At 38.4% G+C, this 23307-nt stretch carries 21 protein-coding genes; 8 read left to right on the forward strand and 13 right to left on the reverse strand.

What is annotated here, in order from left to right; translation table 11 throughout:
- Positions 1-17: 17 nt before the first annotated feature.
- From ABX891_RS18820 to dnaK, 9 genes are all read right to left on the reverse strand, one after another.
- The gene (locus tag ABX891_RS18820; RefSeq protein WP_002959078.1) at positions 18-1382 is read right to left on the reverse strand and encodes a sigma-54-dependent transcriptional regulator; all 1365 of its coding nucleotides are present in this window, start codon (positions 1380-1382) and stop codon (positions 18-20) included.
- A complete protein-coding gene (locus tag ABX891_RS18825; protein WP_354630368.1) occupies positions 1375-3105 on the reverse strand; it encodes a sensor histidine kinase in 1731 nt (576 codons plus the stop codon). Before ABX891_RS18825 ends, ABX891_RS18820 begins: the two co-directional genes overlap by 8 nt.
- Positions 3106-3295: 190 nt before the next feature.
- Positions 3296-3559, reverse strand: coding sequence for a CBU_0592 family membrane protein (locus ABX891_RS18830; RefSeq protein ID WP_024595558.1), 264 nt, complete (start codon positions 3557-3559; stop codon positions 3296-3298).
- A gap of 161 nt (positions 3560-3720) precedes the next feature.
- A complete protein-coding gene (locus tag ABX891_RS18835) occupies positions 3721-3972 on the reverse strand; it encodes a hypothetical protein (protein ID WP_002959073.1) in 252 nt (83 codons plus the stop codon).
- Positions 3973-4276: 304 nt separating this feature from the next.
- On the reverse strand, positions 4277-4645 hold the full coding sequence (locus ABX891_RS18840) for a response regulator (protein ID WP_024595560.1): 369 nt from the start codon (positions 4643-4645) through the stop codon (positions 4277-4279).
- Positions 4646-4737: 92 nt separating this feature from the next.
- Positions 4738-5142 carry a DUF1761 domain-containing protein gene (locus tag ABX891_RS18845; protein ID WP_354630369.1) on the reverse strand — a complete coding sequence of 135 codons (405 nt, stop codon included), beginning with the start codon at positions 5140-5142 and terminating at the stop codon, positions 4738-4740.
- A 150-nt stretch (positions 5143-5292) separates the two neighbouring features.
- On the reverse strand, positions 5293-5754 hold the full coding sequence (ybaK, locus tag ABX891_RS18850; RefSeq protein ID WP_024604031.1) for a Cys-tRNA(Pro) deacylase: 462 nt from the start codon (positions 5752-5754) through the stop codon (positions 5293-5295).
- 100 nt (positions 5755-5854) lie between these two features.
- A complete protein-coding gene (gene dnaJ, locus ABX891_RS18855) occupies positions 5855-6994 on the reverse strand; it encodes a molecular chaperone DnaJ (RefSeq protein ID WP_002959065.1) in 1140 nt (379 codons plus the stop codon).
- Positions 6995-7196: 202 nt separating this feature from the next.
- On the reverse strand, positions 7197-9113 hold the full coding sequence (dnaK, locus tag ABX891_RS18860; RefSeq protein WP_002959064.1) for a molecular chaperone DnaK: 1917 nt from the start codon (positions 9111-9113) through the stop codon (positions 7197-7199).
- 241 nt (positions 9114-9354) lie between these two features.
- Between dnaK and ABX891_RS18865 the strand changes: the two genes are divergently transcribed.
- Positions 9355-10170, forward strand: a complete 816-nt coding sequence (locus tag ABX891_RS18865) for a thioesterase family protein (RefSeq protein ID WP_165742522.1) — start codon at positions 9355-9357, stop codon at positions 10168-10170.
- Here the strand turns inward: ABX891_RS18865 and ABX891_RS18870 are convergent.
- Positions 10159-10905, reverse strand: a complete 747-nt coding sequence (locus ABX891_RS18870; protein ID WP_165742523.1) for a substrate-binding periplasmic protein — start codon at positions 10903-10905, stop codon at positions 10159-10161. The two genes, ABX891_RS18865 and ABX891_RS18870, sit on opposite strands and share 12 nt — an antisense overlap.
- A 164-nt stretch (positions 10906-11069) precedes the next feature.
- Between ABX891_RS18870 and ABX891_RS18875 the strand changes: the two genes are divergently transcribed.
- From ABX891_RS18875 to ABX891_RS18885, 3 genes are read left to right on the forward strand one after another with little or no spacing between them, the layout of a single operon-like run.
- Positions 11070-12236, forward strand: a complete 1167-nt coding sequence (locus ABX891_RS18875) for a paraquat-inducible protein A (protein WP_231619869.1) — start codon at positions 11070-11072, stop codon at positions 12234-12236.
- Positions 12233-13888 (forward strand): intermembrane transport protein PqiB, encoded by a 1656-nt coding sequence (gene pqiB / locus ABX891_RS18880; RefSeq protein WP_165742525.1) that lies wholly within the window; start codon positions 12233-12235, stop codon positions 13886-13888. Before ABX891_RS18875 ends, pqiB begins: the two co-directional genes overlap by 4 nt.
- Positions 13888-14496 carry a PqiC family protein gene (locus tag ABX891_RS18885; protein WP_165742526.1) on the forward strand — a complete coding sequence of 203 codons (609 nt, stop codon included), beginning with the start codon at positions 13888-13890 and terminating at the stop codon, positions 14494-14496. The genes pqiB and ABX891_RS18885 overlap by 1 nt, the downstream gene beginning before the upstream one ends.
- Here ABX891_RS18885 and ABX891_RS18890 read toward each other — a convergent pair.
- A complete protein-coding gene (locus ABX891_RS18890) occupies positions 14493-14999 on the reverse strand; it encodes a GNAT family N-acetyltransferase (RefSeq protein WP_138490392.1) in 507 nt (168 codons plus the stop codon). The two genes, ABX891_RS18885 and ABX891_RS18890, sit on opposite strands and share 4 nt — an antisense overlap.
- Positions 15000-15322: 323 nt before the next feature.
- Here ABX891_RS18890 and ABX891_RS18895 point away from each other — a divergent pair, with 323 nt between their 5' ends.
- Complete coding sequence (locus ABX891_RS18895; RefSeq protein WP_354630370.1) at positions 15323-16705, forward strand: Na+/H+ antiporter NhaC family protein; 1383 nt, start codon at positions 15323-15325, stop codon at positions 16703-16705.
- A gap of 70 nt (positions 16706-16775) precedes the next feature.
- Here the strand turns inward: ABX891_RS18895 and ABX891_RS18900 are convergent, their stop codons facing one another.
- Entirely contained in the window at positions 16776-19658 is a 2883-nt protein-coding gene (locus tag ABX891_RS18900; protein WP_354630371.1) for an insulinase family protein, read from the reverse strand.
- A 239-nt stretch (positions 19659-19897) separates the two neighbouring features.
- Here ABX891_RS18900 and ABX891_RS18905 point away from each other — a divergent pair, with 239 nt between their 5' ends.
- Entirely contained in the window at positions 19898-20314 is a 417-nt protein-coding gene (locus ABX891_RS18905) for an MAPEG family protein (protein ID WP_354630372.1), read from the forward strand.
- A 67-nt stretch (positions 20315-20381) separates the two neighbouring features.
- Here ABX891_RS18905 and ABX891_RS18910 read toward each other — a convergent pair whose 3' ends face one another.
- The gene (locus tag ABX891_RS18910; RefSeq protein WP_354630373.1) at positions 20382-21131 is read right to left on the reverse strand and encodes a peptidylprolyl isomerase; all 750 of its coding nucleotides are present in this window, start codon (positions 21129-21131) and stop codon (positions 20382-20384) included.
- Between the two features lie 250 nt (positions 21132-21381).
- Here ABX891_RS18910 and ABX891_RS18915 point away from each other — a divergent pair, with 250 nt between their 5' ends.
- Both ABX891_RS18915 and ushA read left to right on the forward strand, forming a co-directional pair.
- Positions 21382-21567 carry a hypothetical protein gene (locus ABX891_RS18915; RefSeq protein WP_024594581.1) on the forward strand — a complete coding sequence of 62 codons (186 nt, stop codon included), beginning with the start codon at positions 21382-21384 and terminating at the stop codon, positions 21565-21567.
- 87 nt (positions 21568-21654) lie between these two features.
- Positions 21655-23286: a bifunctional UDP-sugar hydrolase/5'-nucleotidase UshA gene (gene ushA, locus ABX891_RS18920; RefSeq protein ID WP_024594580.1), complete on the forward strand. Its 1632-nt coding sequence runs from the start codon at positions 21655-21657 to the stop codon at positions 23284-23286.
- Positions 23287-23307 lie beyond the last annotated feature (21 nt).

Consider the following 23307-nt stretch of genomic DNA (forward strand, 5'->3'; position numbering starts at 1 on the left):
CACATAAACCACACAATTTAGTCAATAAACATATCGCGGTTTAAATTGTATTTACTCATTTTATCGTAAAGGGTTTTACGAGCGATTTGCAGTGTATCCATCGTATTTTTAATACTGCCATGGTTACGCTCTAGGGCTTCTTCTATTAACGACTGCTCATAAAAAGCAACTTTTTCAGATAAGCTTAAATCGGGAGAAAGCTCACCTTTAGCCTGCGTTTTGCTAACACTAAAAGCAAGTTCTACTCCTAATAAAACCGCGCGCTCAGCTTGGTTTCTAAGCTCCCTTACATTACCAGGCCAGTCGTACGCTAAGAGTCGCTGTTGTATTTCGCTATTAAGAGGTGCTGGCGGCTTGTGATAGCGTGTTGCTGCAATAGAGCTAAAATGCTTAAACAGTAATACTATATCTGCTTTGCGAGCTCTAAGAGGCGGTATATCTACTTTTACCAAGCTTAGTCGATAATATAAATCTGCTCTAAATTCACCTTTTTCAACTAATAAAAGCAAATCTACTTTAGTGGCTGCAACAATTCTTATATCTAATTCAATTGCTTTATTATCACCTACTGGAGTTACTTTTCGCTCCTCTAATACGCGTAATAATTTAACCTGCAACGACATTGGGGTACTTTCTATTTCATCTAAAAAAACGGTACCACCTTGTGCAAATTCAAACTTTCCCTTACGAGTGTGAGTTGCTCCGGTATAGGCACCACTTGCAGCACCAAACAACTCGCTTTCTATCAACTGCTCAGGCACCGCGCCGCAATTTATAGCCACAAAATTACTTGCTGAGCGAATACTTTGATCGTGTAAGTAACGCGCTACAAGCTCTTTACCCGTGCCAGTTTCACCTTCAATCATTACATCAGCTGGGGTATCAATAACCGTATTGAGTAAATGCATCATATCTTGCATTTTAGGAGTATCACCCAGTATTCGTACACCCGGCGCTGAGGTTTTTTGTACAGCAAGTTTTAGTGCACGATTTTGAATCACTAAGCTACGCTTGTCGCATGCTCTTGCTATGCAATCAAGCAATGTTTCGTTTACTGGTTTTTCAAATAAGTCATACGCGCCTAATTGCATAGCTTTAACAGCAATAGTTACATCGGCGTACCCTGTTAAAAATATAACCGGCAGTTCACTATCAAATGCCGTGACTTGCTCAAGTAAAGTAAGCCCATCCATTGCAGGCATATTTATGTCACTCAGTACAACGCCCATAAAACGTCGATTAAGCTTTGTTAGAGCCGTACTTGCATCATTAAAACACTCAACTGTATAGCCTTCGAGAGTAAGTAATTGTTTTAATGAATCTCTGATCATCGCTTCATCATCAACTACAATGATGTGCTTACACGGTGAGTTTTCAATCATCTGTTTTATCCTGCGTGCTTGATAGACTGATTATAAACTCAGCCCCGCCTTGCAGTCGATTGTGCGCACTTAAAGAGCCATTAAACGAATCAATGATTTGTTTTGAAATAGATAATCCAAGGCCTAAGCCGTTACTCTCTTTAGTACTATAAAAAGGTTCGAAAATATTACCAAAAGCATGTTGCTCTATTCCAGGCCCTGTATCTAAAATTGAGAGTTTTACTCGATTATCAAAGCACTCAACATTAAAACTTAATTTACGTATTATTGCGCCATTCATAGCTTGGCTCGCGTTAGTAATTAAGTTAACCAACACTTGCTCAAATTTAAGTGAATCAACCCACACTATTAACCCACTATCTAAATTAGGCTGCTCTACGTGTACGTTATCTTGCTTTAGTTGTGAGCTGGCAATCATCAAGGCGTTATTTAATAAACCAGCTAACGGATAAGGCCTTAATTGAGTTTGTGATGGTTTGCTAAAATGTTTTAGCTGCCCCACTATTTTGTGTACGCGACCTACAAGCCCCTCAATCACCGTTATGCTTTCGCCAAGTGCGGTGTAATTTTGCTTAGCGAGTAAACGTTTGGCGCTTGCTAGGTAAGTATTCATAGCGCTAAGGGGCTGGTTTATTTCGTGATTAATACCTGCGCTTAACTGCCCAATTGTTGCAAGTTTTGCTGATTGAACTAATGCAACTTGCGTTTTCTCAAGCTCTTGTGTGCGCTCAATCACTTTTTGCTCAAGACTATGCCTAGAGTAAACGAGCTTTTTATAACCCGCAAAACGAGCAAGTAAACTATAACCAACAATAATAACTAAAGCATAAATGCTAAGTGCCCAAAACAAGCGTATTAATTGAGCTGAATTTACTTTTGTTATATCAACAAGTACGTTCATATGTGCACTAAAATAACGCAGTGGTTTTGTCGCACTCACATAAAGGTTTTTATTAATTTTAAAATGCGAAATACCCTGGCTCTTATATTGAAATTGCTTAATATATACAGGTTGATGATCTAAATAAGCACGGCGTAATTTTATATTACGTCGCTTTGTTATATCAAACTCGCTGAAGCTATTTAAACGCCATGTTTGCATATCAGACATCGCAATTATATTATCACTAAGCTCTAAATAAAAATGGCTACCTTTAGATGTATTTAAAAGCTCTCTGTCGTTTTCAAATTTGCTTACATTCACTTTTAATACAACAACACCAACCGCTTTGTTGTCGTGATAAACAGCCTGCGAAAAATAAATGCCACGCTCTTTTGAACGCATACCTAGTGCAAAGTAGGCCACTTTTTCACCTGCAAATGCACGTTTAAAGTAAGGTCTAAAGGCAAAGTTACTGCCTAAAAATGTGTAATCGGCTTGCCAGTTACTACTTGCCGTTACTGCGCCTTGGGCATTAAGTACAAATATATCTGATGCACCACTGGCTTGTTGTATATCAGCTAAGTAATTATTTATAGCGTTGTAATGGGCTTGGTCGCCGTTTGCAAATTCAATCATTAACTGATTATAAGTAAGTAGCTGGGGAATAGCCGAAAAACGAGCGAGTTCAGTATCAATGTAATTATTTAATTGAGTAACCTGACGCTGCGCTTGAGCTGTTGCTTTTTCAATATCGTGAGCGCGGCCTACCCAAAATGTAACAACCAAAATTAATACTAATAATATACATACTGTAATTATTTTTTTAGAAAACGTAAACATGGCCTACCCGAGAAATAGCCTAAAAATTTAAGGTCGCTAGTGTAACGACTTATATGAGGCAGGGATATAAACTTTTTGTTAACAAATGAATTTAATTATACTTATTAATTAAATCTAGTCCTAAAAACAAAAAACACCGCAAACAGGTCTGCTTGCAGTGTTTAAGGTTTAGAAAAAAATTAATACGTTATTAATTTGTAGCTAAAGCTGATCTGTTTTTTAGGTATTTGTATAAACCAATTAATGAAGCAGCTATCCAAAATATTTCTATCACAAAGCTAGCTAAATTAAAGTTATAGCAAAGGCTAATTAACAACAAAATCGCCCCTGTTAAATTCATCATATTATACGTTAGGCTAGATGGGGACGTTTTTCCTAGCTGCAGTAAGAAAAATGAACCAACTACTAAAAAAGTACCTGTCATACCTATGATGTCAAATAAGAGTGCTATCACGAAACTATCCTTTATCCATTTTTAAATAACCCAATAAACTGGCCCGATCCATGGGGAGGGTATTTTTTCATTCATTGAAACAGCAAACCGAGCGATTCTATCAATATGGTAAATTCTAACAAGGCCATATGTCCGTATGAAGAAATTTTACTGTATCTGAATTATTTAAAAGTTACTTTGCCACCAATTATTTTATAGGCAGGCGCACCACGAATAATCGCTTCTCGGGCAAAAGGCCGACTGCAATTAGGGCAAATACAGGGCTCGTGTGTAAAGTCTTGACTAATACGCTCTTTAAAACACTTAACTAATGCTCCTTTGCCTCCTTTTCGATATTTAAATAGGGAAGCTTTACAAGCAGAGCAAAAAATATCGACCGTTTTAGTAGGGCCTTTTTTATTGGGTTTTGCCATTAAGTCCTGCTGTACTATATAAAAAATTATTCTTTATGATACCAGTTTATAGCAATTCGTTTAATTAAGTGATCTATTTGAGGGTAGAAAAACGTGTTGATAGCTAGGCGAAAATTCGCTATTTAATTGTCCTAAATGAGAATTTTTTAACACAGGGAGAGATACATTTAGCCTCGCAAAATGATTAAGTATTATTGCTCATTGGTATTAGGTGGGTAAAGGTGACCACTGGGTTTTAGAATTTTTACGCGGTATAGTTATTAAAGTGAGCTCATAATAATTTAATGATGATGAAAAATATAACCTAATCTTTGAAAAAGAAGCGGTTTAATTGAGATGATAATACATTCATATTAAAAGGTTTGATTATAAACCCTGATACTTTAGCTGCAATAACTTGCTTAACTTTATCTGTACTATCCTCACAGGTAACCATCAACACAGGAATATCGGCAAGGGCTCTGTCTTTTCGAATGTTTGTGAGTAAATCAACACCATCCATTTTTGGCATATGAAGATCTGTAATAACCAAATCGAAATGTTGGTCACGCAATAAAGCCAAAGCTTGTAATCCATCAGTAGCTTCAACGATATTGCAATACTCCAATTTTCTTAGCATATTAATTAAAACATGACGCATGAGCGGCATATCATCAACTACTAATATTTTCATTAATACCGCTACCAAATCATGTAAATACGATTATATAAACCTACTCTACTCTCAGGTAAGAATCAAACTGGGCATTAACGGCTACTCAACCCTTACGGCCAAATACCTAAAATAAGCCCCATTAACGAAAACTGTAAAATACAGTAACTCCCGTTAATTAAAAATAGCTTTAAAGGGCGTTGCTCAAATATATAACTTAACCCTAGTGAACTACTGATCCAAAAAAAGCCGATCACAAAGCCTGTTCCTATACACTCAACTAAGCTTGCGTCTTTACCTAAAAATAGAGACAACATTAAAGCCGCTATAAATACTAAAAAGAAGCTGCCGCCAAATATCAACTTAGGATTGGCTGATTGTAAATCAAGGACAGTTAAGCCAATACTTTCTAGCCAAGCGTTTTTAAAGAGTGCTTTTGAGTACCATATGCCGCCAAGCATAAAAGAAGACAATGCAGCCACCAGTATTGCAAAATAATCTACATCTAAAAGGTTCATACAAACAGCCGTATACAAAATGTGTAATACCGTTTGGTATTAAATATTAACGGTATAAAGATACTCTCAATGTAGTTACAAATAAGGTATTGAGCAAATTGCTTAACTTGAGTTAATTGCCTTTATGAAGAGTAATTTTAAAAATAAAGGCTATAAATCGCCAAATTTAGCGTCAGTTAACGCCGCTAAATTAGTTGGGGAGAGTGCGATTTCTAAACCTCGCTTTCCGGCGCTCACATAAATAGTATCAAAAAGTGAAGCACTACTATGAATAAACGTAGCTAAGCGTTTTTTTTGTCCAAGTGGACTTACTCCCCCTAAAATATAACCAGTGCTAGCTTGAACTTTTTGCGGGGCAGCCATTGCTACTTTTTTGGCACCACATAATTTTGCCAACTGTTTTAAGTTAACTTGTTGCGACACAGGAGTAACAGCAACAATTAGCTGCCTTTCATGCGTTTCAAGAACGAGAGTTTTATATACTTGGGCGCTATCTAAATTTAACTTTTCAACAGCTTCAAGCCCATATTGACTATTACCTGCATCGTGTTCGTAACTGAGTACTTCAAAGGGGATTTTTTGTTTTTTAAGTAATTCGATTGCTGGGGTCATACTATTTAATCGTGTTTTTTTTAACAGTAACAAAAATAAAATTTAAAGCAAAAAAAACGACGCTAAAAAGCGCCGTTTCATTATTAATAATAATTTAAATTTACTTAGTTAAATCATCAAAAAACTTTTTAACACCGTCAAAAAAGCCTTGCTCTTTAGGACGATTTTTCGAGCTATCTGTACCCATACTTTCATCTAACTCTTGCAGTAGTTCACGTTGACGCTCGTTAAGATTAACTGGCGTTTCGATTACTACCTTACAAATTAGATCGCCTTGGGCACCACTTCGAACAGACTTAACGCCTTTGCCACGCATACGGAACATTTTGCCCGTTTGCGTTTCAGAAGGTATTTTAAGTTTTGCACGACCATCAAGTGTAGGCACCTGAATTTCGCCACCAAGACCTGCTGTTGTAAAGCTAATTGGTACTTCACAGTATAAATTATTTGCTTCACGTACAAATATTTCATGTTCGCGAACAGATACTTGCACGTACAAGTCGCCAGATGGCGCGCCGTGCATTCCGGCTTCACCTTCACCAGTTAAGCGGATACGGTCTCCTGTATCAACGCCAGCTGGAATTTTAACTGAAAGCGTTTTAGTTTTTTCTACGCGGCCCTGACCATGACATTTGTTACAAGGGTCTGAAATAATCTGACCTTGTCCCTGACACGTTGGACACGTTTGCTGAACAGCAAAGAAACCTTGGCGCATTTGTACTTGGCCAGCACCATGACACGTAGTACATGTTTTAGGCTTAGAACCTGCTTTAGCACCACTGCCATCACACGGCTCACAACCCACCCATGTTGGTACTTTAATTTCAACTTCTTTACCACGAACCGCTTCTTCTAAGCTCAAGTCCATGTTGTAACGTAAGTCAGAACCACGTTGTTGACGAGATTGACGTCGACCACCGCCGCCACCAAAAATATCGCCAAATACGTCACCAAATACATCACCAAAATCGCCATGACCGCCACCAAAGCCGCCATGACCACCGCCACCGCCTTGCTCAAATGCCGCGTGACCATGTTGGTCATACATTTGGCGTTTTTGAGGATCGGTTAAAATCTCGTAAGCTTCTTTAACTTCTTTAAATTTAGTTTCAAGCTCTTTATCGCCTGCGGTACGATCTGGATGATATTTCATCGCTAAGCGTTTATACGCTTTTTTTATGTCTCGCTCACTCGCATCTTTGCTTACGCCGAGGGCTTCGTAATAATCGCGTTTTGACATATCTATCACACTACTCTTTTCTGTTTGCAGCGTGAGCTGCTGGATAAACCGATAAATCGCATCGATTTATCATTGAATTTTTAAACCTTAAATACATGCAAAAGGCGCGACAAGCTATTGCTCGCGCGCCTCAATTGTTCATCCTAACCTAAACACTCGATTGAGTTAAGTGTTTTTGGCTAGCGAGAAGCGTTAGCAACAATTACTTGTCGTCTTTCACTTCTTCGAACTCTGCATCAACAACGTCGTCGTCTTGCTTAGCTGATTGCTGTTGCTCGCCTGCATCTGCTGAACCTTGCTGTGCTTTCGCTTGTGCAATTTCCATTAGTTTTTGAGACTTTTCAGCAAGAGCTTGAGTTTTAGCTTCAATCTCTTCTTTGTTGTCGCTCTTAATAGCAGCTTCTAAATCTACAACAGCCGCTTCAATCGCTTCTTTGTCTTCGCTTGGTAATGCATCGCCAGCTTCTTCAATTTGCTTACGAGTACCGTGTACTAGAGCATCAGCTTGGTTACGAGCAGCTACAAGTTCTTCAAACTTTTTATCGTCTTCAGCATGTGCTTCTGCATCACGAACCATTTTTTCAACTTCTTCATCGCTTAAACCTGAAGATGCTTGAATTGTGATTTTTTGCTCTTTACCTGTATCTTTATCTTTCGCAGATACATGTAAGATACCATCGGCATCAACATCGAATGTTACTTCGATTTGCGGCGTACCACGTTGTGCTGGGCGAATACCTTCTAGGTTAAATTGACCTAGAGATTTATTGTCGCTTGAACGTTTACGCTCACCTTGTAACACGTGAATTGTAACAGCAGATTGGTTATCTTCAGCTGTTGAGAATGTTTGCGATTTCTTAGTAGGAATCGTCGTGTTTTTCTCAATTAATGCAGTCATTACTGAGCCCATTGTCTCAATACCTAGAGATAATGGAGAAACGTCTAGTAATAGTACATCTTTTACGTCACCAGCAAGTACACCACCCTGAATCGCTGCGCCTACTGCAACTGCTTCATCAGGGTTTACGTCTTTACGTGGTTCTTTACCGAAGAAATCAGCAACTGTTTTTTGTACTAAAGGCATACGTGTTTGGCCACCAACAAGAATAATATCGTTGATGTCGCTTACTGATAAATCAGCATCAGCAAGTGCACGTTTAAGTGGCTCTAGAGATTTAGTTACTAAATCTTCAACTAGTGATTCAAGCTTAGCACGTGTTAGTTTCACGTTCATGTGCTTAGGACCAGATGCATCAGCAGTTACATACGGAAGGTTTACTTCAGTTGATTGTGCAGATGACAGTTCAATTTTTGCTTTTTCAGCAGCTTCTTTAACACGTTGCATTGCAAGAGGATCAGTTTTTAAGTCTAAACCTTGATCTTTCTTGAATTCAGCTACTAGGTAGTTGATTACACGGTTATCGAAATCTTCACCACCTAAGTGTGTATCACCGTTTGTAGCAAGTACTTCAAAAGTGTGCTCGCCTTCAACTTCATCAATTTCAATGATTGATAAATCGAAAGTACCGCCACCTAAGTCATATACTGCAACGATGTTTTCGCCACGGTTTTTATCCATACCGTAAGCAAGTGCCGCAGCAGTTGGCTCATTGATAATACGTTTAACTTCAAGACCCGCAATACGACCTGCATCTTTCGTTGCTTGACGTTGTGAATCGTTAAAGTATGCAGGTACTGTGATTACAGCTTCAGTTACTTCTTCACCTAAGAAGTCCTCTGCCGTTTTCTTCATTTTTTTCAGTACTTCAGCAGAAATTTGTGGTGCAGCGCGTTTTTCGCCACCCGCTTCTACCCATGCATCGCCGTTATCAGCTTTGATGATTTTAAACGGCATAATGCCGATATCGCGTTGTACTTCTTCGTCTTCAAAACGACGACCAATTAAACGCTTGATTGCAAATAATGTGTTTGTCGGGTTAGTAACCGCTTGACGCTTAGCTGATTGACCTACTAATGTTTCGCCGTCTTGCGTGTAAGCAATAATAGACGGGGTTGTGCGATCGCCTTCCGCGTTTTCAATAACACGTGCTTTGCCACCATCAAGTACTGCAACACAAGAGTTTGTAGTACCTAAATCGATTCCAATAATTTTACCCATGAAACTTCTCCAACTTCAATATTCGTTAATACGTTCGATGACATAGTAAATAGGGATGCGCCAAACTTATTTCAACTGTAAAAATGAAAAAAAATCCATTTTTTGTGATTTATTTACAAAATAACCCTAATAATTGTAAGGAATGGTGATTTTTGCACCGCCAGAGACGTTTTTAATTACTGGTCTGACTAGTTTGGTTGTGTTATAAATTTATTAAATCGCACTATAAAAGGACATCTTCATGCATTTTGAACAATTACTTCTACAAGCTGCAAAAATTGGAAGTTCAGACAATACCGAACAATTAACTAGCACAATGCAATTTCCAGAAAACTGGTGCCAAGGCAGAACTGCCTTTGGTGGGCTCTCAGCCGCACTGTTGTATCAAGCTATCAGAGGAAAAGTATCTAATGATCGTCGCCTACTCTCACTCAGTACAAATTTTGTAGGGCCATTACTAGCTGATACTCCTTTTTCGTTATCGGTAGAAATATTACGACAAGGTAAAAGCAGCACACAAGTACTTGCCAAAGCCATTCAAAATGAACAAGTGTGTGTAATTGTACAAGCGTGTTTTGCTAAAAGTAGAGAGTCGGGTGTAAATGTGCCAGTTTCAAAGTCTTTAGGATTAAAACCGGTAGACGAGCGCCATACTCTACCTTTTATTAAAGGCCAGATGCCTGAATTTTTTCAACATGTTGATTTATGTCCTCAACAAGGTGCCATGCCATTTAGCAGCGCAGAAACTTCTCACTTAGGGGGGTGGATGCGCTTTAAGCACACCCCAGAGCAAATAACAGAAGCGCATGTAATTGCATTAACAGATGCATGGCCACCTACGTTATTACAAATGTTTAAACAACCCGCTCCAGCTAGTAGCATGTCATGGTATTTAGAGTTTGTACAAGAGCCAAACTTAACACCTGGAGAATGGCTTGGCTTTGAAGCAATCACTCATCATTCAAAAGATGGCTATGGTTTAGAAGATGGCTGTATATGGTCACAATCCGGTGAGCTAATAGCGCTTACACGTCAAACAGTGGCGTTATTTGATTGATGAATGGGTTTGGCCTTCATCAACAATTCTTTTATAAGTACCGTTTTGCTTGATGAGCGCCAAACCAATATCAAACTCAGTAGCTAAAGAGAAGTTATTAAAATAAGCAGGTCGCTCTGCTTTTGGAAATAAAGTGTAAATTTGCACAGCTTCGGGTGATTTATGTTGATTGTAGTAATAGTAAAAAATACGCTTATCTAACACAATTATATCCACCCAACCTTTTAACAGCTTATCTACTTGCGCTTTTTGATTAATAACCTCTTGATATGAGCTAAAGTGTTTAACATTACTTTTAAATATAGAAGGCAGATATGCAGTTGCATTTTGAAAAGCAAGAACGTTTTTATTAAACATGCCTTCTATTTCATCAATATTATATTTATTTCGCTTGAGTGTAATGGCTACATTTTCATAACTAAGTACCGGTTTACTTGGGTAAATACCAGGACTACTTCTTCCTGCATAATTTAAAAGTATATCCACTCCTTTATTATGCAATTGATGCTCAGCGCGTTTATTCGACATATATTGCACATTAATATTGGCAAATCCATTAGCCTTTAACGCGGCTTTGATTAAACCTAGGTGTATACCCGAGTCTGTCTTTGCAAAAACATAGGGCGGGATTGATGCGCTCGCGGCGATAATTACTTCTCGCTCTTTATTAATAGCCACAGCATTTTGCGAGAAAATAAAGAGCCACATTAATATGCAGTACAAATAATATTTCAAACGCTTCCTTTATATAACGAGCAGCTTGATGGCAGAACGCGTTGTATTAATGTATTAAATATAGCAAAATTGAAGAAATATTCTTCTTGCTTGGTATTAAATTGCAAACTGTCTGCCCCTGTTGTGATCTGATCATAGATATACCTCGCATAATCGCAAAACAAATGGCGATATGCCCACATTGTCACCATAAACTTTGCGAAGCCGATGTTAATCACGACAGTCGCATAGTTGCACTAAGCTTTAGCGCACTATTAATGCTGCTCAGCAGTATGTTTTACCCTTTTATTTCATTTAGTAGTAGCGGTATAACTCAAACTATTACACTGCCCGACGCGGCTCGAATTTTGTTTAATTATGATAGTGAGCTGCTTGGCTTATTTATTGATTTGAGCATTATTGCCCTGCCCATGGGTTTGCTTGTTATTTTAATTCCTTTGCATCTTGGGCTTTTAAAAGCATTACCAGAGAGCATTGCAAGGCGACTACTAAAGTTCACTTTGGCGTTAGAGCCTTGGATTATGTCGGAAATATTTTTAATTGGCGTACTTGTTAGTATGGTTAAAATCATGTCGCTGGCTGATATTAGCTTCGGCACGAGTTTTTGGGCTTATGTGGGGTTTGTTATTTTATACATAGCTGCACTTGTTCACTTAAATCGCCCACGCTTATGGGCTCAAATAAAGCCTGTAAAAGTACTCGAAGGCGCAGAGCATGCTAAACGTGCAATAGATGAAAATATTAAAGCCTGCCATGTGTGCCATCAACTATGTACCGGTAATATTTGCCAGCGTTGCCATACAAAAACACACGTCAGAAACCCTTATAGCGTACAAAAAGCAGCAGCTTGGCTAATTACTTCTGTTGTTTGTTATATTCCAGCTAATGTTTTACCTATTATGCATACCACTAGCCTTGGGGATGAATCACCTTCTACTTTAATTGGTGGCGTAATTACACTTTGGAAAAGTGGCTCCTACCCCATTGCTGCCATTATATTTTTAGCCAGTGTTGTTGTGCCGCTTGCAAAAGCATTTGTACTCAGCTTTTTATGCATAATGGTAACAAGGCCTGCAAACAGACACACAAAAAGTTATACACGAATTTATCAACTGACAGAGTTTATTGGTAAATGGTCGATGATAGATGTATTTGTAGTGGCTATTTTAGTTGCCTTGGTTCAATTGGGTAATTTAATGTCAGTAACGCCAGGATTAGGCATTGTATTTTTTACAGTTATGGTAATATGCCAAATGATGGCTGCCCATGCCTTTGACCCACGCTTATTGTGGGATTCACCCAAAAATAAAAAATCAGAGAACAAAGCATGACCGAAACTGCCGAAATAACAAAAGAACCGAAAATTTCCGCTATCTGGATTATTCCGGCAATTGCGCTGTTAGTAGGCATGTGGATGCTATACCAATACCAAGCTAATAAAGGCCCTACGATTTTTATCGAAATGCCACAAGCCGAAGGCATTATTGCAGGTAAAACTGAAATAAAAGTACGCAGTGTAAAAATAGGTCAAATTGATCATGTTCGGCTATCCGACACGCAAGACAGCGTAATTGCTCGCGCGCAAATAGATAAAAATTACAACGAGCTACTGACTGACGATGCCAAAATTTGGGTCGTGAAACCACGCATTGATGAAACAGGTATTAGCGGGATGAGTACGTTATTGTCTGGTGTATATTTAGAGTTTTCACCCGGTGAAAGTAAAGAATTAAAAGAGCGTTTTAAGTTACAAGATGAACCCGCCCTCATTGGTAAAGATGTGAAAGGTGGTCGTTTTAAATTAATGAGTTACAACGCTGAAGTACTTGATGTAAGCACCGGTATATTTTTCAAAAATTATAAAATAGGGCAAATAGAAACCGCCACTTTTGATTGGGAAAACCAAGCAATGAAGTACGGCGTATTTATTAAAGCCCCTTATCAAAATCTGATCACCATGAACTCTATTTTTTGGGTGAACGCAGGAATTGAAATTGACCTATCTGCCGATGGTATCAATATTAATACGGGCTCTTTAAGCAAACTTTTAAAAGGCGGTATTTCGGTTGGTTTACCTGAGCAACAGGCCCCGGGTGAAATAGCACAAGATGGGCATAGCTTTTCATTAAGCCAAAGCTATAAAGAAGCATTAGAAGAGCGCTTTTACGATTTTGATTACTACCTAATTGAATTTGAACAATCAGTTCGAGGACTACGCACTGGTGCACCTGTCGAATACAGAGGTATGCGTGTAGGTACTGTTGTTGAAGCCCCTGCTAATGTAATTGTTAACGGTAAGCCCGCTCACTTTAGAAACCACAATACGGCCGTTCCGGTACTTATAAAAGTAGAATACGGACGCTTGTATCACGACAGTGCTTCAGCAAAAGAGTATTGGCAAGGTAGTTTAAAAGGCTGGATTGAAAGTGGTATGCGCGCCTCGTTAAAGCCTGGTAATTTATTAACAGGTGCTGTGTATGTAGATTTTGATATATACCCAGATGCACCGCAAGCACACCTAGGTAAACTTGTTCAGTATGATGTTTTTCCAAGTGTTTCTAGTGGGATAACTGTATTAGCAGATCAAGTTTCTGACGTACTTAATAAGGTAAACAACTTAAAAGTTGAAGACAGCTTGGCACAAATGCAAGCTACATTTACCGATTACCGAGCGCTTGCTAATGAAATGCGAGAGCTGCTAAGCCAAAAAGATACACAAAACTTACCAGGCGACTTTAACCGTAATTTCGAAAAGATGACAAAAAGCATGGAGCAATTTGAAGTCACTATGCGCCAATTTGATAAAACCATGGCCAGTTACCAAGCCGGTTCTGAACTTCATCATCAAATACAGCAAACATTAAAAGAGTTTAAACGTTTAAGTGAAGGTCTACAGCCTCTAACTCGCGGATTAAACGAGCAACCTAATATGCTAATTTTTGATAAATCATTACCAGCAGATCCAAAACCAAGGAAGCAATAATGAAATCGTTATTTTTAACTGTAAGTTTATTATTACTATTGGCAGGTTGTAGTTCATCAATACAAACTGCGACACAGTATTACCAGTTTGAGCAGCCTATAGGTGCATCGTCTCGAAACGTTGCAGATACAGATGCGCAACTAAGAATACAAACTGTTGTACTTAGAGGCGCTTTAAATAATTTGGGCATTGCGATGAAAATAGATAGCAACCAAATTCATGCTGCAAATTATAACCTGTGGGGCGAATCGCCGGATGTAATGCTTACTGCAACAGCCCAGCAAACACTTTTTAATGCTATGCCCAACTGGATGGTAATAAAAGGCTTACCGGTCATTACTGAACTTGATCAACAAACGTTTTATGAGCTTGAATACGAAATTCACCACTTTAATGGCGATATGCAAGGTAACGCTGATATTTCTGGGCTTTGGCGTTTATATTACACACACCCTGAAACAGGCCGACGCCTTATAAGTATTCATAACTTTTCGCAATTGGTCCCTATTGATGATGATGGCTATGACGGTTTAGTTTCAACACTTGAAGCAACATGGCTAAATATAAACCTAAATGTTGCAAAACAAATAGAACAAGCAAGACTTTAATCGTTAAGTGACAATATAATCACGGCGGTTTTATCATCATTGATAACCGCCTTGCCCTCTATTTTAAAACCCAATTTTAACAACACATTCTGCGATGCCCTATTATCTGGTGATGTTATTGCACACAGTTTTGTAATTCCAAATTCATGCTTATGTTGCAAAAGTGCGCTGGCCGCTTCAAAAACATAACCCTTTTTTTCAAAACCGCTTACAAGTGCAAAACCTAAATCAGGTTGCAGTAACGCGGCGCGTTTATAAAACCCAACAACGCCAACCACTACAGCATTATGCAAAGTAATAATGTAAGGCCCAAAGCCTTGGCGTACATGAGAAGCAATAAATGACTGATTGATGTACGACTTGGCATCATCAAGGGTATAGATTGCTTTATCACCAATATGCTCTATGAAACTCGCCTGATTAACTAGCTTAAGTAAAATAGCTGCATCAAGCTCATTTGCATGGCGCAACAACAATCGATTTGTTTTAAATACAGCGTTCAATGTAAGCTCCTCTAAAAAACTTTGTTTTGCATGTAACTTTTTGTTGACTGAAATTAAAAAGCAGATTATTTTTGCGCCGATGTTTTTACAGGCACAACAATAGCGGTTTGCACTCCTTGCACCGTCTGGCGCCAAAGCCAACGCGTTTCACTTAAGCCGCTATTTAACATAACTGTTTATGTGTCCCTCCCTCGCGTACAAAAGCAGTGACTTGGAAGATGATTTTACAACAAACTTATCATCTTCTTTGTTTTTGTATAAGCAGTTTAAAAATTAATACTATTTTAATTTTTATACATGCTTTTAATTTTGTGAATACTTAAATGCTTGAACCTTCTGCGTTAAGTTTACTGCCACCGTTGGTGGTAGTTGTATTGGCTGTTGTATTACGCCGCCCCATTTTATCTTTACTTATTGGTGCTTTAGTTGGTTTAGTTATCGCCGATCCTGCACAAGTACTTACTAACTTTGCGAGTACATCGCTAAAAGTGATGACAGACGAAACCATCGGCTGGCTAATACTTGTATGTGGTGGCTTTGGTGCTTTAATCGCGCTATTAGTTCGCACAGGTGGCGCATCGGCTTTTGGCAAGTTAGCCCTTAAATACACTAAAGGTAAACGCTCATCTTTGTTTATGACCTTTTGTTTGGGTGTAGTTATTTTTATTGATGACTACTTAAATGCGCTTACCGTGGGTGAAACCATGAAACGCATTACCGATAAATTTAAAGTGAGCCGTGAGATGCTTGCCTATGTTGTAGACTCTACTGCTGCACCAGTTTGTGTACTTGTCCCTTTATCTACCTGGGCGGTTTTTTTTGGTGGCTTACTTGTAGATAACGGTATTGCTGAAGAAGGCAAAGGGATTGCGGTTTATATCCAAGCCATACCGTATATGTTTTATGCGTGGTTTGCAGTGCTTGTTGTTTTACTTGTTGTGCTGGGTATTATTCCTGCGATTGGTCCAATGAAAAAAGCAGAGCAAATGGCGCAAATTGAGCAAGCTCAAGTCGATCCAGCCCAATACAATGATGTTCAAACAGCGGATGAATATGCAGTAAAAGCCGTAGAAGAGAACTTTGAAGATGCTGATCCTAAAGGTAAATTACGTAACTTTTTGGTGCCGATTATTTTACTGGTTGCATTTACTGTTTACTTTGAAATAGACGTATACAAAGGCTTATTAGCAACAATGGCGGTCACTCTCCCGTTTTATGCTCTACAAAAATTAATGAGCGTAAGTGAAATGATTGAACGCATGCTTGATGGCTTTAAAAGTATGATCCCCGCGATTGGTACTGTTATAGCTGCGTTTATATTTAAAGATGTATGCGACTTAATTGGTTTGCCTCAGTTTGTTATTGGCAGCTTAAGCCCTTATATGACCGCTGCATACTTACCAGCCGTGGTATTTATTTCAATGGCTATTTTAGCGTTTGCAACGGGGTCTAGCTGGGGTATTTTTGCTGTATCAATTCCCATTGTTATGCCACTGGCTAATGCGGTTGATGCAAACATACCACTGGTAATTGGGGCGCTATTATCGGCTTCCTCTTTTGGTAGCCAAGCGTGTTTTTACTCAGATTCAACCGTACTCGCAGCGCAAGGTTCTGGTTGTAATTTAATGAGCCATGCCGTTACACAATTGCCTTACACGCTAATTGCTGCGGCATTAGCTGTTATAGGCTTTTTAATAATGGCTTAAATTAGCTGAATAAATAAAAACCCCAATGTAGTAATACATTGGGGTTTATTTTTAGCTGTATAAATAAAGCTTATTTTTGTAGTTTAATACCATTGTAATAGGCATCAAGCGTTGTGATTTTAGTTTGATTTGGTAAATCGGCAAAGTCACTTTCTATAAACTTAGTCCCGCGTAATTGCACATTTAAACGTGCCGCATTAGGATTAAGCATTGTTTGCTTGTAGTAGTCCTTTATATCTGCAAGCGTTACTTTTTCAACTTCATCAATCAGCTTTTGCTTAGAATCAAAGGTAAAGTTTTCACGGTACCAATCGTTTATAAGTGGGCTCATTTCGTCACTTAAGTTTTTAGGCTGCTCTTTAAGTGATACAAGGGTAGAGTTTTTAAGCTGCTCAAAAGTCTCTTCGCTCATGTTATCAAGTTCAACTGCGTATTCTTTTTTAAACTTATCAAAACGAGCTTGTATTTCTTTTGGTCCTTTAACCGGTGTTTGGATATACAAACCAATTGCTGAGTAATCTTCAATTGGGCGAGCTAACGCACCTACTGCGTATGCAAGTTGCTCCTCAGTACGCATTTTATCAAACGCAACTGTTCTAAAGTGGCTTTGTAATACAGCTGCTTCTGCTTTTTGTTTGTAACCCGCAACAGGATGAACGGTCATATCAACCACCGCTACATCGGCTACATCGATATCTTTTTGCAGTACCAGTGTTTCGCCCGGTTGTGGCAACCACGCTTTGCTTCGTGCAAATTCACTGCGCTTATGATTACTTGGTAATGTTGCACTTAACTCTTGTGCAATCGCGTCAATATCTTGCTGATCGTAGTTACCGTAACTAAATACGCGTAAATCGTTTTGTGCAAACGTAGCTGTTTTTAATTGTGCTAAGTCGGCAACACTCAGTGAGTCAGCGGCTTTTATAAGCGCATCTGTATCAAAGCCACCTGTACGGGTTAGTTTTGAATACTCGCCAAATGCTTGTGCATACGGAAACTGCTTTTGTTGGTTTAGTAAATTACGCTTAAAGCGATCTACCGCTTGGCTAAATGCTTGTGCTGTTTCATCGGCTTTTAATCCGGTTAAAGCTTGTTTAAGCAATACATCTTGCTTATCTGTAAAACCACTCATAGATAAAACAAGACCATTACTCGGCGCAAGGCTTACGCTCATACCGGCGATTGCTGCTTCGGTACTTAACTGACTTTGTTGAATATTGTATAAATCAGCCCAAACAGAATAAAGTACTTCTGCTTTGATATCGTTCAAACCGGGTTGAGTATTTATATAAACTTCGACAAGCCCTTTTGGCTGCTCTGCAAATTTTTGACTTGCTTGGCGCCATACTTTTACACCATTTTTATCGTAAGCAAGTTCTGGGTGTTTTTGCTCTTTAAATGCTTGCGTTTTTATTGCAAAATTTTCAGGCAATAAATTGTTTACTGTTGGTAGTGCTAACTTAAATTCGCTTAGTTTTTTCCAGCTGGTAATTTCATCATCGCTAATGTCACTGATGCGGTATTTACCGTCGTAAAAGTGTAGTTGTGAGTCTGTCTCTTCTTGCTGCGATACATACCAAATACGAAGGGTGTCGGCATTTAACTGCTCAAGTACATTGTTTACAGCGTCAGCGTCAAACTTTGCATAATAATAATGTGCATTAATAGCGTGATTTAACGGATAGTCTTGCATGCTTTGCGTAAGCGAGCTTACATAATTAAACTCATCACCTTTTTCTAAAAACTTAAACTGGTTATTAAGGGAAGTACGAATTTCGTTGAAGTACTTGCTATCAACGCCTTCTTTTTTAATTAAATCGATGTACTGCATAATAGTCGCAACTATTTCATCACGATTTTTCATGCCTTCATCGGTAAGTTCTACATTTACATTTAACGAACCATAGTTGCCATATTGATTTGGTGCAGCTGAAGCTGAAAGCTGAGACACCCATCCTTTATCACGAAGAAGTTGCGCTGGGCTGCCCGGCATTTCATTACTTAGTAAATACGCTACAAATCGGTTTGGTTTAAGTGCAAATTCGCTATTATTATTAGCAATGGTGAAATCAAGTTGCAGCTGTTTTACATCTTCATTTGGTGCATAAAACACGCGTTTTCCGCCAGCGTTATCAAAATCAAGTTTTGCAGTCACTGTTGGTTTTTCGATATTTTTATTTTTTATGTCAGCAAAGTATTTTTGCGCTTTTTGCTCCATTTCAGCAATAGGTAAATTAGAAATAAGCGCAACTTTCATAATATTTGAAGAGTAGTATTTATTATAAAAATCAACCGTTTCTTTATGAAGTGAACTGTTTTCTTTATCACCAAGGGTTTCTAGGTTACCAATTAAAAAGCGATTAGCTGGGTGATCGCCCATCATTTTACGCGCGAGTTTAAATTGTCCAAAAAAGTCCATTTCGCGGCGCATTGACCACTCTGCGTTTACTGCATTTTTTTCTTTGTCTGTGTATTCTGGGTATAACTTAGGCGCTTTGAAAAAGTCAGCAAAACGGTCTAGCCCTTCATCAAACGCGTCGTTATTAATTTTAAACATGTAATTAGTAATATCGAGCCACGTGTAAGCATTGTGCGCGCCACCATTTTTGGTCATAAAATCAGAATACCCTTTTGTGTCTGGGTAGCGATCTGTGCCTAAAAACAGCATGTGCTCTAAATAATGCGCCATACCTTGTTGCGACATTGGGTCGTGCAGTAAACCAACACCAACGCTTAGTGCCGCTGCTGATTTTTCAGCACCTGGATCTGACACTAAAATTACTTCAATGTCGTTTGCCAGCTTAAGTGTTTTATATTCACGGTTATCGTTAGGACTAACGACTAACGTATCTGATAGTAAAGAGGCCTGAGGCGCCACTGAAACCGAAGCCGTATTTGAACAACCACTTAAAACTGCAAGTGCGATTGCACTAAAACCAATAATTTTTTTCATTTTTGTTTTCCATTAAAAAGTATTGCGCAAAATAGCGTGCGCCAATTCAAAGCAATATAGTTAAGCTAAACTAACATTTTCAATTAATAACTTTCTACAAAATAACGCTATTTTGTGTAACACATTGTGAAAAATGTCTTCATAATCGGATATTAGTTGGGAGTCTGCCAACCTTGCGAGACTAAAAATCATTCAATATCAAAAAATACGCAAATTCTAAATAATAATAAGGAAAAACAATGGAAAAAATCATCATACTTGCCATGTTTGCACAAGTTACGCTTTCACTGGTTGTCATGCTCATTATGGGTAAAAGGCGCTTTGCCGCAGCTAAAAACAAACAACTAGATTTAAGTGATTTTAAAACAATGCAGTTAGATAAGGCTGGGGACACTATTAGGGTTGCAGATAGAAATTTTTCAAATCAGTTTGAAATACCTGTGCTTTTTTACGCGGGATGTTTACTTGCACTGCAACTAAATAGCGCCAGTACACTTGTGGCAATACTGGCCTGTTTATTTGTAGCAACACGTATTGTGCATAGCGTTATTCATTTAGGTGAAAACAACGTACGCGCACGTTTTAACGTGTTTTTACTGGGTTGTATTTGTGTGTTTTCAATTTGGCTAGCAATGGTTTGGCGAGTACTATTTTAAACAGCAAAGTTTAATAATAGTAATGTGGACGGCTGGTTTAGGCCATCCACATTACCGTTAATTTTAATTATTTAGCACGTTTTAAACGAGGTACCGCAAGTAAAAAAGCACCTAAAAGCCAAATTAACCCGCCGCTAGAACTGCTGCTAGAATCTGTTGATGTGTCAGAATCAATTAGCGTATTTTCAGTAACAGTAAGGCCTGCTGCTGAATTAGGATCATCATCCATTACCGCCACATTTTGAATAGTCACTAAGTTAGCACTACTAATTGTTACATCAGTACTTGCACATTGCTCAGCAGTAATATCAACCACGGGTGTTTCATCACAGTGTACTAAGGCTGCAATTTTATCTAAAGTTGATTGGCTTGCTGCAGTAATTTGTCCAAACACAGTAAAGCCACCATTTTGCGTATCAAGTGCTGCACTTCCTGCGCTATTATTAGACATATTAAAAAACCACTGACTTGTTGCGCCATTAGCATCACCCGATAATTTAGCCATCGCGATGGTGCCCTTAACATTAGAAAAAACGGGCTCATTTTCTACAGCAGGCTTTGTAGTAATCGCATCTAGCGAATCAGAAAATGTAAATCCACCACCTTGAATAACAAAGTTACTAACAGAGCGGTGAATTACTGTTTCGTTATATGAATCGTCTTGAACGTAACTTAAAAAATTTGCGACTGTTTTGGGGGTTTGTTGATCAAACAGGTTAATCTCTATGACACCTTGGCTCGTGTTCATTTCAACTATAGTAGCGGTGCTTGTAAAACTTGCTGCAGCAAGTGCTGAGCCAAGTAAAAGTTTTTTCATGTTTTATTCCTGTTGTTATATTTTTTAAATTATTAGTGAATGCGTTAACACATTAATGCCATCGGCGACTAAAATCGATTCTAAAGTGTGAGTAGATACAATTAAGACCGTGTTGATAACAAATTAATTACATATGCCATTATTTATATTCTTTTTTGCTATATAAATCTAACTATTTAAAATTAAATCATCTTAAAAGTGTGGTCACTTATTTGTTACCTTAAAAAAACACAAACAACAGGATCTAACAATGCCACACACTAAACAAACAATTTGCGACTTTGGTTTACACAAAGGTGAACCATACACAAAACTACCGGCGAGCTTTTTAACGTGGATGGTAGGTATAAACCATACTAAGCGGGAATATGCGGATGCAGAGTTAAAGCGTCGCGAAAGTGCCGCCACAAATCGATTAACTGTACCTTCTAAATAAAATGTCAATAAGTACGTTTTTTTAGCATAAAACTAGTTTAAACTACCCGCTTGATAAATTAAGTAGACCTTAATCCATAGGTATTTTATGCGTATAATTATTTTATTTTCGATTATTTTTAGTGTACTTGGATGTACATCTCCTGCTCCTGAATCAACCTCTAACAGTACCCCTACTGAATATTTAACTGTTCTTCATACTAATGATAATCACGGCCGTTTTTGGCAAAACGAAAAAGGCGAATACGGTATGGCCGCTCGCAAAACGTTAATTGACTCTTTACGTAATGACGCCCAAAAGCAAGGTCATGCCGTTTTACTTCTCTCTGGTGGTGACATCAATACCGGTATTCCTGAGTCAGATTTACAAAAAGCAGAACCTGACTTTAAAGGTATGTCGCTGATTGGTTATGATGCAATGGCATTAGGTAATCACGAATTCGATAACCCTATTGATGTATTGAAGCAACAGCAAAAATGGGTGAACTTTCCTTTTCTATCAGCCAATATATTTGAAAAAGAATCAGGCGAACATGCGTTTGATAGCTATAAAATATTCAAAAAAAATGGCTTAACTATTGCTGTTATTGGATTAACAACAACAGACACAGCTAAAATTGGTAATCCTCAGTATATTGGCCACTTAGAGTTTAAAGACCCTGTTGACGTTACCGCAAAACTAGCTAAAGAAATAAAAGCTAAGTACAACCCTGACATTACCATTGCGCTGACTCATATGGGTCATTATGTTGATGCTAGCTTTGGCATTAATGCACCAGGTGATGTAACACTTGCTCGCTCACTTCCTGCAAACACACTTGATATGATCATTGGCGGTCACTCACAAGAACCTGTGTGTATGAGTGATACAAATGTAAATGACGATAACTTTAAACCTGGCCTTGCCTGTAAACCAGACCAGCAAAACGGTACTTACATTATGCAAGCCCATGAATGGGGTAAGTATGTTGGTAAAGCTGAGTTTAAGCTTGAAAACGGAAAATTAACGTTACTAGACTACAAACTCATGCCTGTTAATTTGTATGTAGATAAAGTTCAAGCTGATGGCTCTACTAAAGCAGTATTAGCAAACGAGTACATTAAACCAGACCCTAAACTTGAATCTTATTTAGCAGTATACCAAGCTAAAGGCGCTAAACAAATTGAAGGTACCATTGGTGAAGTAGATGCTCGCTTAGAAGGTGACAGAAACAAAGTTCGTTACCAACAAACAAACCTTGCACGTGTAATTATCCAAGCTCAAATGGATGTAGTAAATGCAGACTTTGGATTAATAAGTGGCGGTGGTATTCGCAGCTCAATAGAGGCTGGTAAAGTAAGCTATAAAGATATTTTAAAAGTACATCCTTTTAAAAACCGCATTACTTATATGGATTGGCAAGGCAGTGATTTATGGGATTACTTAAATACAGTAACGAGCTTCCCACCGGATGCTGGTGCTTATTTGCAATACCATAAAATATCGTTTGAGCGTAAAAATAATCAGTTGGTTAATGTTTTGATCAATGGCGAACCGCTTAATAAAAATAAAACATACAGAATGAGTCTAAATAGCTATAACGCATCAGGCGGTGATGGTTATCCTGCGCTTACAAATAAAAAAGGCTTTGTAAGTACAGACGAAACAGATGCTAAAGCACTTCAAGACTTTATTTCAAAAAATAGCCCTCTCAAAGCGGCTGAATTTACCCCTAAATAACCTCTAAGAATAAGAGGAAAG

The organism is Pseudoalteromonas sp. NCIMB 1079, assembly GCF_040567695.1.
Classification (GTDB): domain Bacteria; phylum Pseudomonadota; class Gammaproteobacteria; order Enterobacterales; family Alteromonadaceae; genus Pseudoalteromonas; species Pseudoalteromonas distincta.

Bases quoted from the DNA above. Each gene is read 5' to 3' on its own strand.
- pqiB (WP_165742525.1), top strand. From the start codon at position 12,233: ATGACCGAAACTGCCGAAATAACAAAAGAACCGAAAATTTCCGCTATC.
- ushA (WP_024594580.1), top strand. From the start codon at position 21,655: ATGCGTATAATTATTTTATTTTCGATTATTTTTAGTGTACTTGGATGT.
- ABX891_RS18895 (WP_354630370.1), top strand. From the start codon at position 15,323: ATGCTTGAACCTTCTGCGTTAAGTTTACTGCCACCGTTGGTGGTAGTT.
- dnaK (WP_002959064.1), bottom strand. From the start codon at position 9,113: ATGGGTAAAATTATTGGAATCGATTTAGGTACTACAAACTCTTGTGTT.
- ABX891_RS18915 (WP_024594581.1), top strand. From the start codon at position 21,382: ATGCCACACACTAAACAAACAATTTGCGACTTTGGTTTACACAAAGGT.
- ybaK (WP_024604031.1), bottom strand. From the start codon at position 5,754: ATGACCCCAGCAATCGAATTACTTAAAAAACAAAAAATCCCCTTTGAA.
- ABX891_RS18910 (WP_354630373.1), bottom strand. From the start codon at position 21,131: ATGAAAAAACTTTTACTTGGCTCAGCACTTGCTGCAGCAAGTTTTACA.
- dnaJ (WP_002959065.1), bottom strand. From the start codon at position 6,994: ATGTCAAAACGCGATTATTACGAAGCCCTCGGCGTAAGCAAAGATGCG.
- ABX891_RS18825 (WP_354630368.1), bottom strand. From the start codon at position 3,105: ATGTTTACGTTTTCTAAAAAAATAATTACAGTATGTATATTATTAGTA.
- ABX891_RS18905 (WP_354630372.1), top strand. From the start codon at position 19,898: ATGGAAAAAATCATCATACTTGCCATGTTTGCACAAGTTACGCTTTCA.
- ABX891_RS18865 (WP_165742522.1), top strand. From the start codon at position 9,355: ATGCATTTTGAACAATTACTTCTACAAGCTGCAAAAATTGGAAGTTCA.
- ABX891_RS18885 (WP_165742526.1), top strand. From the start codon at position 13,888: ATGAAATCGTTATTTTTAACTGTAAGTTTATTATTACTATTGGCAGGT.
- ABX891_RS18840 (WP_024595560.1), bottom strand. From the start codon at position 4,645: ATGAAAATATTAGTAGTTGATGATATGCCGCTCATGCGTCATGTTTTA.
- ABX891_RS18900 (WP_354630371.1), bottom strand. From the start codon at position 19,658: ATGAAAAAAATTATTGGTTTTAGTGCAATCGCACTTGCAGTTTTAAGT.
- ABX891_RS18845 (WP_354630369.1), bottom strand. From the start codon at position 5,142: ATGAACCTTTTAGATGTAGATTATTTTGCAATACTGGTGGCTGCATTG.
- ABX891_RS18835 (WP_002959073.1), bottom strand. From the start codon at position 3,972: ATGGCAAAACCCAATAAAAAAGGCCCTACTAAAACGGTCGATATTTTT.
- ABX891_RS18875 (WP_231619869.1), top strand. From the start codon at position 11,070: ATGGCGATATGCCCACATTGTCACCATAAACTTTGCGAAGCCGATGTT.
- ABX891_RS18820 (WP_002959078.1), bottom strand. From the start codon at position 1,382: ATGATTGAAAACTCACCGTGTAAGCACATCATTGTAGTTGATGATGAA.